Source organism: Saccharibacillus deserti (assembly GCF_013618475.1).
GTDB lineage: Bacteria > Bacillota > Bacilli > Paenibacillales > Paenibacillaceae > Saccharibacillus > Saccharibacillus deserti.
This window is the reverse complement of record NZ_JABJVN010000008.1, coordinates 53,641-66,841: the sequence shown is the minus strand read 5'-3', so window position 1 is coordinate 66,841 and position 13,201 is coordinate 53,641. Positions and strand designations below refer to the sequence as shown.

Here is a 13,201-nt window from a genome sequence, read left to right as displayed (position 1 = left end):
ACGCCGCCGGACGAGGCGGCCGGAGCCTTCTTCGATACCCGTCCGCCGGCCTTCTACTCGGCCGGCGGACGGTGATAGCCTTGGTCGCCGTACGGCCGGAGCCGGTTCATCCATTTGGCTTCCATCTCTCCAAGCTGGTCGCGTACGGGAATATAGGTGTTGTCCGACGGTTTCAGCACTTCCAGCACTTCGAATTCGAACGCTTCTTCGCCGTACGTCTTCCAATCCTGCTGCAGCGCTCTATTTTTGAAGCTGCCGTTGTTCAATTCGAATCGTCGGCCTTCCATCGATTTGAGATTCGGCAGCGAAGCGATAAACGAGCGTCCGCTTTCTTTGTGGACAATCCGGTATACGCCGGATTCCTGCTTGATCTCTTTGTAGATTTCCTGAAGTTCTTTTCTGCGGTTCATGGGAAGTTCCTCCTTCTGGGTAGGGGACGGGCCGGCTTCGGGCCTTCCGCCCCGGGTTGTCCAATAAGCGCTGCCGTCCGGTTCGCGGTCCAGAAATCCGTATTCGATCAGGAAGCGGCGCAAAATGGCATAATCGGCATAAACCGGTTCAAGCGCCGCGTTGATTTCTTTTTCCGTATACAGGCGCTTGTCGTCGAGCCGCGCAGCCGTATGCCGAAGCACGGCCAAGCGCTGCTTCTCCTTCAGATCGAAAGTGCGCAGCGGTTTGTCCGGACCGTCCGGAAAAGCACTGCCGAGAATCTGCCGCTCTTCCTCTTCGGTCAGATTGTAACGGTCGTCTCTTGTTCTCGCCTGGGGATGCGGTTCGATAAAGACCGGCTCCCCGCTATCGCCCCGCTGCTTGAGCATTTCCATCAGCGCGAGGAAGATGCGCGCCTGCCGCTCTTTCTCTTTCAGCGCGAACCGGTGGTTGCGGATCGTCGAAGCGCTGCCGATTCCAAGTTCCTTTTTGATCTCGTCGTCGCTGCGTCCGCTGTAGAACAGCCGAAGCAGGGCGTTCTGATGGTCGGTCAGGCCCGTCGCTTTCTTGCCTTGTCCGATGAGCGCTTCAAAAGCCGAGCCATGCTGCGACGCGATATGCCGCCGCATAAACTTCTCCGCTTCGTAAAAGAAGCCGTTTTCCGCATAGATCACTCCCTGCTCCGCCGAATGGCCGCAGAACAGACAGACGAACAGTTCCCCGCTCCGGGCATAGCCTTTTTTTAGGTCTTCGATCGGGGCGTTCCACAGCGTATCCGTCATATTCATGGAGACAATTCCTCTCTTTGTTTGGGATAAGATAGGCATAAATGCGATTTGTCTATATAAATATAAACATTCATTCATGTTGTTTGTCAAATGGAAGACGGATTCCGTTTTTGTTTGCCCGACAAAAAGCCGCTTTCGTCTCGAGCGACGAAAGCGGCTTTGGGTACGGCAGGAAAGCCGGTTTATTTTTCGAACGAGATCAGCACTTCGACCGGAATATCGTTGGCCAGTACTTCCAGGCTCAATACTTGTTTAGAACTCATTTTGACCGAGATATTTTCGCCGGAGAGCAGGGTCGGAGTAGAAATGTCGATGGCGATGCCGTTGTTGGCAAAACCGGTTGCGGCCGTAGCGGTCAGCATGTTGGACAGCTCGGACAACGCGCTCCGGGCCATCTCGTCCAGCTGTTCAACGGCCATCCCCATCATCATGGTGGAGGCGATTTTCTTGGCGCTTTCCGTATCGATCCGATACACGACATTCCCTTTGAGCGTCCCTACGATACCTACGAGGATGATAACGCCGGAACAGACAAGCTCCTGCCCTTTGACGCTGAGGCCGCCTTTTCGCACTTCGGCGAATCCAAGCTGCGGCATAACATTCATAAACGAATCGATAAAGGGATTAACGTGCGCTACATCCATTTGTCCTCACCTCTTCTAAAGCCGATATTCAGCAGCATTTCTCCAAAGTTGGTATCCGCGGTCGCGCTCATGGTTTTGAACGCCGCTTGGGAGATCAGCATGCGTTCGCCATGCATTACCGATGGAGGGGCAAGCCGCAAACCAAACGCTTTATTTTTCTTGTTCAGGATCGAGCAGGCGTTGCCGGCTACGATGTTCGTGTATTCGGCGATAGCGGCGGTAATCTCGCTAGTGCTGGCCGGTTCTTTTTTCATCATGGCCGCGACCAGCGCATGGGCCGTGTCTTTGCTGAGGTCGATCATCAGTCTGCCCGAGAATTTTCCGATAATGCCTACGATCACGGCAATTCCCCGGGATTCGAAATCTTCGTGCAGTTCATGTTCGCTTTTGTACGTGAGAAGGGTCTTTGTCATACGGTTCAGTCCGTCTTTGAACGTTTCCTTGAACACTTCCAAGTAAACTTCTTCCAGTTCCTGGAATATTTCATTGAAAGCCGTGACCCGCTGGATCTCGCCAAGCAGTTCATCGGCGTCTACAGGTTTCTGGATGTAGCCGGATACATGGTTTTCTTTGGCTTGCTTGAGGATTTCGTCGTCCATCATGGAACTGATCACGATCACTTTGATATTCGGATTGATGGCATGTACGGCGCGCGTGCATTCCAATCCGTCCGTTCCGGGCAGGGTCATATCCATCGTGACCAGCGCGGGCTGCGTGGCTGCGACGACTTCTTTGACTTCTTCCAGGGATCCGGCCTCCCCTACGACTTCGAATCCATTCTCTTCAAGGATGTTACGAATGACGGCTATCGAAAAGGGTGAATCATCTACGATCACGACTCTTACAGCTGACATATGACCCTTCCTTTCTCTCTGTTGTGCGTTTTACCTGAGTGAAGTGAGTTTACGCCGTTCGTCCAGTGTCCAACAGTCATAACAAACGAAACTAGGCCAGGTTCAGCGTATGTAGTATAATATCGACAGATGCAGGGGAGAATATAAGTAGAAAATGAAGAGATTTAAGAGGAAGTTTCAATAGGCAATCTTGGAGGCCCGTGTTATAATAAAGAGTCGTTGCACACCGATGCAAACGGCTCTTTTTCTACCTTTTTCTTCTTTGCAGGTCCGGAAGACGAAGACAAGGTGATGAAATTCATGGGCGTGTACGTACAAGCGGGAATAAAACAGAAACACGATAGACTTAAATCCGGAATTTCCAATCTAATACAAAGAGGTGATCCACCTTGTTGGATAAATTGCAGGCATTGGTTGACCGTTACGATAAATTGAGCGAACTGCTGTGCGACCCGGACGTGGCCAGCGATTCCAAAAAGCTGCGCGACTACTCCAAAGAGCAGTCCGATCTTCAGCCGTCGTACGAAGCCTATTCGGAATATAAACTCGTCGTCGAAGGTCTCGAAGCCGCCAAAGAAATGCAGGGCGAGAAGCTGGACGACGAGATGCGTGAAATGGTCAAAATGGAGATCGACGAACTGTCGACACGCAAAAAAGAGCTGGAAGAAAAAATCCGCGTGCTGCTGCTGCCGAAAGATCCGAACGACGAGAAGAATGTGATCGTCGAGATCCGCGGCGCGGCCGGCGGCGACGAAGCGGCGCTGTTCGCGGCGGATCTGTACCGCATGTACAGCCGCTACGCGGACGCGCAGGGCTGGAAAGTCGAGCTGATGGACGTGAACGAAAGCGATCTGGGCGGCTTCAAGGAAGTCATCTTCATGATCAACGGCCGCGGCGCCTACAGCAAAATGAAATACGAAAGCGGCGCACACCGCGTGCAGCGGATCCCGGCCACCGAGTCGGGCGGGCGGATCCATACGTCGACCTCGACGGTAGCCGTGCTGCCGGAAGTCGAAGAAGTCGATATCATCATCAGCGACAAAGATATCCGCGTCGATACGTTCTGTTCCAGCGGAGCGGGCGGGCAGTCCGTCAACACGACCAAGTCGGCCGTGCGCGTCACGCATATTCCGACCGGAATCATGGCAACCTGCCAGGACGGCAAATCGCAGAACTCGAACAAGGAAAAAGCGCTCCAGGTGCTTCGTTCCCGGATTTACGACGTGATGCGCCAGGAAGAAGAAGCCAAATACGCCGGCGAACGCAAAAGCAAAGTGGGCACGGGCGACCGCAGCGAACGGATCCGGACCTACAACTTCCCGCAAAGCCGCGTCACCGACCACCGTATCGGCCTGACCATGCACAAGCTGGACCAGATCATGAACGGTGATATCCAGGAGATCGTATCCGCGCTGACGATCGCCGAACAGACCGACCTGATCGACGAAAAGGGAGTTTGAATCTGTTGAACAGAGTACGTTCGGGCCGGGGCGGCTTTCATTTGCGCGAAGGCTTGACGCTCCGGGAAGCCTTTGCGGAGGCTTCTTCTTTTTTGCGGGCACGGGGCGTGGAAGAAGCCGACGAGAATACGCGGCTGCTGCTTAAGGAAATCCTGGGGATGTCGGGAGCGCAGTACGTGATGGCGCTGCGCGAGCCTTTCCCGTACGAGTTCGGGGAGCGCTGCGAGAACGCGGTCACCCGCAAAGGCGACGGCGAACCGGCGCAGTACATTTTGGGCGACCAGGAGTTTTACGGGTTTACGTTCGAAGTTACCCCGGAAGTGCTGATTCCGCGTCCGGAAACGGAACTGCTTGTCGAAGCGGTGCTGACCCGGGCGAAGACGCTGTGGCCGGAAGGTTCGCCTTCCGTGCTCGATGTCGGAACCGGGAGCGGCGCGATCGCCGTCAGCTTGAAGCTGCTGCGGCACGAATTCGTCGTCACGGCGAGCGATATCTCCGAAGGGGCGCTGGGCGTAGCCCAGCGCAACGCCCAGCGGCTCGGCGCGGACGTCGAATTCCGCGAAGGCAGTCTGCTGGAGCCGTTCGCAGGCCGGACTTTTGATATCCTGGTCTCGAATCCGCCGTATATCCCGGCCGCCGATATCGAAGAACTTCAGCCGGAAGTGCGTGATTTCGAGCCGAGAGGGGCGCTGGACGGCGGACCGGACGGACTGTGGCCGTACCGCGAAATGATGAAGCAGCTCGATCTGCTGCAGCAAGATCCGAAGCTGATCGCGTTCGAGCTCGGCATGGGGCAGGCGGAAGCCGTGGAGAGCATGCTGCGTGCGCGCGGCAGCTGGACTTCCGTCGAGACCGTGTTCGATCTGGCCGGGATCGGCCGGCATGTGATCGGGATCGCTTGACGCAGGATCGGACCCGCTGAAATACCGGGCAGCCGCAGGTTGAAATCGGTCGATCAAGGAGGCGAGGAACGGAAGCGGGGAGCCGCCGATGCTTCTCGCCTTCTTGACGCGTTCGCAGGGATGGATGCGCCGCTTGTCGTCGACATGACAAGGGGCTTATTATGCCCTACAATATATAGACGAAGCCCGCTGCCGGAACCGCCGTTATCCGGCCATGTTCGGCAGGGGGGAGCAGGGCCCGTTCGACGGGCAACCCGGAGAAAAGCCGACGGAGCTGCGCTGCGGCCCGCGGAGCGGCGCGTGTGCAAGCATACGCGGCAAGAGGGAATAACCGGCCTTGAACAGGCTTCTCGGAGGAAACGTACAGCATGCTGACGAAATGGAAACACACCGACTGGACCCTGATTACGATTCTTCTGATGATGATGGGCATCTGCATTCCCGTCGTGCACAGCGCGGTCGCCAACAGCGACAAGTTCAGGGGTCTGGATACGCAGATGATCTTTTACTACATTCTCGGGTTTGGCGTGGTCTTCTTGATGACGCTGGTCGATTACAGGCTCTACACCAAGTATTTCTGGGTTGTGTACGGAGGAGGCCTGCTGCTGCTCCTGCTGACCCTGACCCCGCTCGGACAGACGCAAAACGGCGCACAAGGCTGGCTGAAGCTCGGTCCGATCGGCATGCAGCCGGCGGAGCTGTTCAAGCTGGCGCTCGTGATTACGATCGCTTCGCTGCTGGCCCGCAAAAATAAAAACAAACTGGGGTTTTTCGCGGATGTCATCCCGATCGGAATCGTCGCTTTTGTACCGTTTGCCCTTGTGATGATGCAGAACGACTTGGGGAATGCGCTCAGTTATGTGCTGATTCTGCTGGGTCTGCTCTGGATCGGCAACCTGAAGTTTCTGCATGCGTTTCTTATCTTCGTATTGGGTGCGGGACTGCTGTTCGGCGGAATCAAAGCTTATGTGACTTACCACGACCAGGTGTCGGACTTTATGAAGAATACGCTGGATCGGGGACACTGGCTGGACCGGATCGATCCGTGGCTGATGCCGGAAGAGGCGAGCCGCGACGCTTCGTGGCAGACCAAGAACGGCAAGTACGCGATCGCGGGCGGCGGGATGATCGGCCAGGGCTTCAAACAGGGAGAAATGGTGCAGAATCCGACCGGTTCGCTGATTCCGTATACGTACTCGGATTCGATCATTGTCGTGATCGGCGAGGAGTTCGGATTCGTCGGCATCTCGCTGCTGCTCGTGCTGTATTTTATCATGATCCACCGGATGATCGTGATTGCGCTGGAATGCAGGGACAGGGCAGGCTCTTATATCATTGTGGGCATCGTGGCGATGTTCATGTACCAGATCTTCGAGAATATCGGTATGTTTATCGGTTTGATGCCGCTGACCGGGATTACGCTGCCCTTTATCAGCTACGGCGGCACATCGCTGCTGATCAATATGGCGAGTATCGGCGTCGTGATGAGCATCCGGGCCTGTACCAAAGAAGATGTCGTCAAAGAGGAATTTGCCGATGTCAAAGGCGCGAGCAATGACGGAGGCATCGGAGCGGCACTGTCGCGCATGGGCCGTTCGGGCAAAGCGTAACGCGAAAGCGCGGGGAACATCTCCGATAGGCGGAACGCTGATCGATTTGGAAATCTACCGATACGCGGCGGCACTGCGCGTATTACCGGGGAGGCTGCGGCGATGCTGGGCAAGATCAAAAATATCGACTGGACGATTATCACCATTTTGCTGATGTTCGCGGGAATTTCGGTCGCGGTCATACACAGCGCAGTGGTCGATTCGTCGGATACGAAAATTGTGAATTCGGCCATGAAAATGATTCCTTACTACGTGCTCGGATTCATTCTGGTCGTAGGGATGACTTTTTTCAATTACCGGCTGCTGGTCAAATACGCTTTGTATTTGTATATCGTCGGAATCGGGATGCTGATGCTGGTCTGGTCGCCGCTTGGCGTCGTGATCAACGGAGCAAGAGGCTGGATCAATGTCGGGGTAAGCGTACAGCCCGCCGAGGTGTTCAAACTGATCCTCATTATCGGCATCGGCGCGTTCCTGGTTCGCAAACAGCGCGATAAACTGCGGTTTTGGAAAGACGTTGTGCCTGTCGGTCTCGTAGTGCTGCTGCCGTTCCTGATCGTTATTGCGCAGAACGACCTGGGCAACGCGCTCTGCTACGCGATTATCGTAGCTGCGCTGCTGTGGATCGGGAACGTAAAATATACGCATGCGCTGATCTTTATTGTGCTGGCCGGCGGACTGCTCTACGGAGGAGTGACCGCTTATCGAACCTTCCATGCGGATATCGTGAGCTTCATGAAGGATAATATGCCGGAACAAAGGCACTATTTGACCCGATTGGATCCGATCCTGCTGCCGGGCGCGGCCAAAGACGATTATCACGCTAAAAACGCGCTCGAAGCGATCGCCAGCGGAGGCATGTTGGGCAAAGGTTATATGAACGGCGAATTGTCGCAAAAAGTGCCGTATACCTACGCCGATTCCATCATTACCGTCGTGGGCGAGGAATTCGGGTTTATCGGGATGGCTTTTCTGCTGCTGCTGTATTTCATTCTCATCCACCGGATGATCGTGATCGCGCTGGAATGCCGGGACCGTGCGGGACCTTTTATCATCGTCGGGATCGTCGCCATGTTCCTGTACCAGATTTTCGAGAACGTGGGGATGAATATCGGCTTGATGCCGATCACGGGTATAACGCTGCCGTTTATCAGCTACGGAGGGACATCCCTGCTGATCAATATGGCTTGTATGGGTATCGTCATGAGTATCCATGTCCACAATCAGGAAACGATCCGATTGGACAATACGCTGCGAACCGACCATCTGGACGAAGCCGACAAAAAAAGCGGAGGCCCATTCAAGCTTCCGCCTCTTGGGTTCGGACGTACGGGTACCGCCCGCGGCGAAAAAGAATAATTCCGGCCAAGATTCCGGAGTATGCGAAGGCCGTCTCCGAAAGGTGCCGGTCTTCTGCCGCTTCCGGGAAAGTGATTCAAGCGGAGGAAAGAGGTTAAAACATGAACGCAGGTCTTGAAGGACAAGGACGAACCCGAATCTGGACCGTCGGGCCGCAGGGTTCCACGGGGAACAATCGGATAGAAGAACAGGGCTCGGAATCCGGCTGGGCCCGTCTGCAGGGCGGCGGAGAGCCGGCCGGATCGCCGCCTTCCGCGCCGTCGGCCGTACAGATCGGCCTGTCCGGAGGCGGGGATACGGCTCGCGGGGAGAGTCTTTGCGGGGAGGACTCTCAGGCCGCTTCGCTGCTGTGGATGGGGGACGAATCGATTCGCGAAGCCGCTGCACTGTTGGCCGGGGGCGCGCAGGTCGCGTTTCCGACCGAAACGGTGTACGGGCTCGGGGCGGATGCCCGCAGTACGTCTGCGGTCGAAGGCATCTTCGCCGCCAAAGGCCGCCCGTCGGACAATCCGCTGATCGTGCATATTGCCGATCGCGTCGAGCTTGATGCCCTGGTGCTCGAAGTGACCGAAGCGGACCGGAAGCTGATGGATGCGTTCTGGCCGGGAGCGCTGACGCTGGTTCTGCCGGTTCGGCCTGGGGCTTTGTCGCCGAAAGTAACGGCGGGACTCGACACGGTTGCGGTTCGGATGCCGGATCACGGCATTGCCCTGGCGCTGATCCGCGCGTCGGGCTGTCCGCTCGCGGCGCCGAGCGCGAATCGTTCGGGACGCCCGAGTCCCACTCTCGCCGGCCACGTGCGGGAGGATCTGGACGGCCGCATCGACGGGATTGTCGATGGAGGGCCGTCCGGCGTGGGCGTCGAGTCGACCGTCGTGCGGACGAACGCCGCAGGCGGTGCGACCGTGCTGCGCCCGGGCGGCATTCCGGCCGAGGATATCGGCCGGGTGCTCGGCGCGGAAGTTCGCGCCGTATCCGCGGATGACACCGCGGATATAAATCCCGCGGCGGCTGCGGCCGCGGGGCAGGTCTTGGCGGCCCGCGGCGAAGCCGGGCCGCGGGGAGAAGCGCCGGACGCCGCGCGGTCCGGTGCCGCCGCGCCGCCCGCTGCGCTTGGCGGCACTCCCGCGGATACAGCCTTGTCCGCGGGAGTGCCCGTAGGCGCGGACGAAGCGCCGCGTTCGCCGGGCATGAAGTACACGCACTACGCGCCGAGCGGCCGGCTCGAAGTGGTGCTGGGCGCCGAAGAAGCGGCCGCGGACGAGATCCGCGAACGGCTCGCCGCCGCCCGGGAGCGCGGCGAGAAAACCGGGGTGCTCGCGTTCGACGAGCACCTGGAGTCTTACCGCGACCTGGCGGACGTCGCGCTGCCGTTCGGCAGCCTGCTCGATCTGCGGCAGGCGGCTTCGCGGCTGTATGCGGCGCTGCGGCGGTTTGACGAAGAAGGAACCACGTACATGCTGGCCGAAGGCTGCAGCGAACAGGGTATCGGTTCGGCCGTGATGAACCGGCTGAGCAAGGCCGCGGGCGGACGGATTCACCGGGTCTAACCCCGGGGAGTCTGTCCGCTGCCCGGAGACTGCCCGGCCGCTGTTCGCACCCAGATACAAATCCGCATTTTCATTTTCGGGTAAAGGAGACGGTTCGCTTGAAACGCATATTATTCGTATGTACCGGCAATACCTGCCGCAGTCCGATGGCGGAGGCGCTGCTGCGGCAGATGGCGCGCCAACGCGGTGTGGAACTGGAGGTGCGCTCCGCGGGCGTATCCGCTTCCCGGGGCGTACCGATGTCCCGCCATGCGGAAGCGGTGCTGCGCGATCACCGCATCGCCGATCGATTGACGTCTTCGCCGCTTGATGCGCAGTTGGTCGAGTGGGCGGATCTGATCCTTACGCTCACCGGATCGCACAAGAGCCATGTGCTGCGGCATTTTCCGTCCGCTTACGAACGGACCTACACGCTCAAGGAATATGTGGAAAACGATCCGAACGTACTCGGGGACCTTGAAGAGTTCGACAGCCTGACAGCGGCTTCCGAATTGTCGCGTGCCCTGGGCCAAGAACCCGAACCGGCGGCGCTGCAGCGAATGATCGAACTGCGGCAGCGTATTCCGCTGTTCGACATTTCCGATCCTTTCGGCGGCTCGCGCGACGATTACGAGTCGACGGCTGCCGAAATCCGTACCGCGCTGGACCGGCTGCTCGACAAGCTCGAACTAGAAGGCAGGCTGTAAAGAGGAAAAGCGATAAGCTTTAAGACTCGACGATATCAAACGAACTCCGGTACGTTTCAATACGCTTGAACGAAGCTTCCTGCTTCCTGACGGAATAGAAAGACGCCTAACGAACCCTCGTCACGCTATTTGAGGGTTTTTGGCGTTTTTGCCTTTTTAACGAATCGTAGTCACTCTATTTGGGAGTAAAACCGGTTTTTGAAGCTGATCGTGGCGAATAAGAGTCTGACGATTCGTTAGAAATCGGAGAAGCGGCTAAACCCGTGTTTAGCGTGATGGGGATTCGTTGGCTTTTTGAAACGGGGCTGCAGCGCTTACAAGTCCTTCAATCGGCTTCTTGCTCCCGGTCTCTCTCGATCGCCTGCTTGATCTCTTAAGCATCTTCCGATGCCTTCTTCCGAACGCCAAACGACCTCCGACGGTTTTCGTCCGGGTTTTCCTCGATTTTTAAGTTGATTTTTGCCGGTTGTTCCCTTATGATGAACTTAAATTTACAGATCCGGTGTAACTGGCGACAAATGTGGGTTCAACCACGATGGAGCACCGGAGTTATCGGCCGGTCGCCTGGGCAAAGAGCAGCTTCGCGTATTTTTTACGCGAGGTCGCTCTTTTTGTTTTTTTAACGGCGGGTTTCACCTGCACGGCGGCTTTCCTTTGTTTCCATTCGGCGTTATGATCGGTAGAGAAATGCCGGATACACCTGCGGCCGGTTTGACGGCGAATGCGACAGCGAAGGAGTGGGAGCATGGAGAAGAAACAAACAAGCGGAGATACGATCCGGGAACAGGCGGAGCTTGCGGTCCGGGAATTGGCCCAGACGGCGGGACTCAAGCCGGGCCGAATATTGGTTGTCGGCACGAGTACCAGCGAGGTAGCCGGACGTCATATCGGAACTTCGGGAGCGCTGGATGTGGCGCAGTCGCTGCTTGAAGGGATCGGTGCGGCGCAGGCCGAGTTCGGCTTCGACGTCGCTTATCAATGCTGCGAACATTTGAATCGGGCGCTTGTCTTGGAACGGCCGGTGCTTGAGCGTCTCAATCTGCGCGAAGTCTCGGCGGTTCCGGTTCCCAAAGCCGGCGGTTCGATGGCTTCCGCCGCTTACCGCGCCATGGCCGATCCGGCTTTGGCCGAGACGATCGAGGCTCATGCCGGAATCGATATCGGCGAGACGCTGATCGGGATGCATCTGCGGCGGGTAGCGGTTCCGCTGCGCTTGTCCGTGCGGCAGATCGGCGAAGCCCGCGTCAATGCCGCGCTGACCCGTCCGCCGCTGATCGGCGGAGAACGGGCGATGTACCGGATCCCCGAGGAAGCGGATTCGACTTTTTGCGAATAGCAGCAGCAAACCGGGCAGGTTCGGTGCAGAGCCTGCCCGGAAGATAAGCGTAGGCTTCGCCGCGGCGCGGCAGTGAAGTGAGCAGACACTTGTCCGATTTTATCCGATGACCCGTACAGACGATACTTTTCAAACCCAGGGAGGAACACGTAAACATGGAGAACTTGAGAAAAAGCGACCCGGCCGTACTGAAAGCAATGGGACTCGAACTGGACCGTCAAAAAGCCAACATCGAGCTGATCGCATCCGAGAATATCGTCAGCGAAGCGGTGATCGAAGCGATGGGCTCGGTGCTGACCAATAAATATGCCGAAGGCTACCCGGGCAAGCGCTACTACGGCGGCTGCGAGCATGTCGATATCGTGGAAGATCTGGCGCGCGACCGTGCCAAAGAACTGTTCGGCGCGGAACATGTCAATGTACAGCCGCACTCCGGCGCGCAGGCGAACCTCGGCGTCTATCTGGCCGCGCTCAAAGCGGGCGACACCGTTCTCGGCATGAACCTGGCCCACGGCGGTCACCTGACGCACGGCAGCCCGGTTAACGCTTCGGGTATCCTGTACAACTTCGTGGCGTACGGCGTACGCGAAGACAACTTCCGTATCGACTACGACGAAGTGCGCAAAGCGGCGTTCAAGCACCGCCCCCGCATGCTCGTAGCCGGCGCAAGCGCTTATCCGCGTACGATCGATTTCGAAGCTTTGGCTTCGATCGCCAATGATGTCGGCGCGCTGTTCATGGTTGACATGGCGCATATCGCGGGCCTCGTGGCTGCGGGTCTGCACCCGTCGCCGGTTCCTCATGCCCACTTCGTGACGACTACCACGCACAAGACGCTGCGCGGACCGCGCGGCGGCATGATTCTGTGCAAAAAGCCTTGGGCGCAGGCGATCGACAAAGCGATGTTCCCGGGCACGCAGGGCGGACCTCTGATGCACGTGATCGCGTCGAAAGCCGTCGCGTTCGGCGAAGCGCTGGACCCTTCGTTCAAAGTGTACGCGCAGAACGTGATCGACAACGCCCGCGTGCTGGCCGAGACGCTGATGGCGGAAGGCCTCGAGATCGTGTCGGGCGGTACCGACAACCACCTGATGCTGATCGATACGCGCGGCGTGGGCATCACCGGCAAAGAAGCCGAGCATGTGCTCGATTCCGTCGGCATCACGGTCAACAAGAACGCCATTCCTTTCGACACGGCAAGCCCGTTCATCACGAGCGGCATCCGTCTCGGCACGCCGGCCGCCACTTCGCGCGGCATGGACCAGGACGCGATGAAATCGATCGGACGCATCATCGCTTCCGTGCTGAAATCGCCGAAAGACGAAGCCGTTCTGTCCAAAGCAAGTGCGGAAGTCAAAGAATTGACCGACCGCTTCCCGCTGTACCCGAATCTGCAGTACTAATCTTACGTTTCGACGCGGTCTGTCCGACCCGCCCCGGCTTTTCCGAGCCGGGGCTTTTTGGCGTTTTTTTCGTGCATAACAACAGGAAGCGGTGGGAGAGATTCGAGGTTCTTGCCCGAAATTGAAAGAAATCCGGTAAAACGGGGTATATAAAAAGTACGTTTGATATTGCTCTATTGC

General features: G+C 57.5%; 11 protein-coding genes and 1 riboswitch. Of the genes, 8 read left to right on the top strand and 3 right to left on the bottom strand.

The annotated features are described in order from the left end of the window. Positions 1–53: 53 nt before the first annotated feature. The 3 genes from HOP44_RS18300 to HOP44_RS18290 all read right to left on the bottom strand — a co-directional run bounded on the left by HOP44_RS18300 (position 54) and on the right by HOP44_RS18290 (position 2,715). Positions 54–1,217, bottom strand: coding sequence for a DUF2087 domain-containing protein (locus tag HOP44_RS18300; RefSeq protein ID WP_172256037.1), 1,164 nt, complete (start codon positions 1,215–1,217; stop codon positions 54–56). A gap of 182 nt (positions 1,218–1,399) precedes the next feature. Further along, a complete protein-coding gene (locus tag HOP44_RS18295) occupies positions 1,400–1,861 on the bottom strand; it encodes a chemotaxis protein CheX (RefSeq protein ID WP_172256035.1) in 462 nt (153 codons plus the stop codon). Then, on the bottom strand, positions 1,852–2,715 hold the full coding sequence (locus HOP44_RS18290) for a response regulator (protein WP_172256033.1): 864 nt from the start codon (positions 2,713–2,715) through the stop codon (positions 1,852–1,854). The genes HOP44_RS18295 and HOP44_RS18290 overlap by 10 nt, the downstream gene beginning before the upstream one ends. 389 nt (positions 2,716–3,104) lie before the next feature. Between HOP44_RS18290 and prfA the strand changes: the two genes are divergently transcribed. The 8 genes from prfA to HOP44_RS18250 all read left to right on the top strand — a co-directional run bounded on the left by prfA (position 3,105) and on the right by HOP44_RS18250 (position 13,021). After that, positions 3,105–4,175, top strand: coding sequence for a peptide chain release factor 1 (gene prfA, locus HOP44_RS18285; RefSeq protein ID WP_172256031.1), 1,071 nt, complete (start codon positions 3,105–3,107; stop codon positions 4,173–4,175). Between the two features lie 5 nt (positions 4,176–4,180). Beyond that, positions 4,181–5,077: a peptide chain release factor N(5)-glutamine methyltransferase gene (gene prmC / locus HOP44_RS18280; protein WP_172256029.1), complete on the top strand. Its 897-nt coding sequence runs from the start codon at positions 4,181–4,183 to the stop codon at positions 5,075–5,077. A gap of 368 nt (positions 5,078–5,445) precedes the next feature. Further along, a complete protein-coding gene (locus HOP44_RS18275) occupies positions 5,446–6,687 on the top strand; it encodes an FtsW/RodA/SpoVE family cell cycle protein (protein ID WP_172256027.1) in 1,242 nt (413 codons plus the stop codon). A 102-nt stretch (positions 6,688–6,789) separates the two neighbouring features. After that, positions 6,790–8,046, top strand: coding sequence for an FtsW/RodA/SpoVE family cell cycle protein (locus HOP44_RS18270; protein WP_172256025.1), 1,257 nt, complete (start codon positions 6,790–6,792; stop codon positions 8,044–8,046). Between the two features lie 353 nt (positions 8,047–8,399). Beyond that, positions 8,400–9,596 carry an L-threonylcarbamoyladenylate synthase gene (locus HOP44_RS18265; protein WP_172256298.1) on the top strand — a complete coding sequence of 399 codons (1,197 nt, stop codon included), beginning with the start codon at positions 8,400–8,402 and terminating at the stop codon, positions 9,594–9,596. Between the two features lie 98 nt (positions 9,597–9,694). Beyond that, positions 9,695–10,282 carry a low molecular weight protein arginine phosphatase gene (locus HOP44_RS18260; protein WP_172256023.1) on the top strand — a complete coding sequence of 196 codons (588 nt, stop codon included), beginning with the start codon at positions 9,695–9,697 and terminating at the stop codon, positions 10,280–10,282. A gap of 494 nt (positions 10,283–10,776) precedes the next feature. Next, a riboswitch (ZMP/ZTP riboswitch) is annotated at positions 10,777–10,859 on the top strand. Between the two features lie 168 nt (positions 10,860–11,027). Next, on the top strand, positions 11,028–11,618 hold the full coding sequence (locus HOP44_RS18255) for a TIGR01440 family protein (RefSeq protein WP_172256021.1): 591 nt from the start codon (positions 11,028–11,030) through the stop codon (positions 11,616–11,618). 155 nt (positions 11,619–11,773) lie between these two features. Further along, a complete protein-coding gene (locus tag HOP44_RS18250; protein ID WP_172256019.1) occupies positions 11,774–13,021 on the top strand; it encodes a serine hydroxymethyltransferase in 1,248 nt (415 codons plus the stop codon). Positions 13,022–13,201 lie beyond the last annotated feature (180 nt).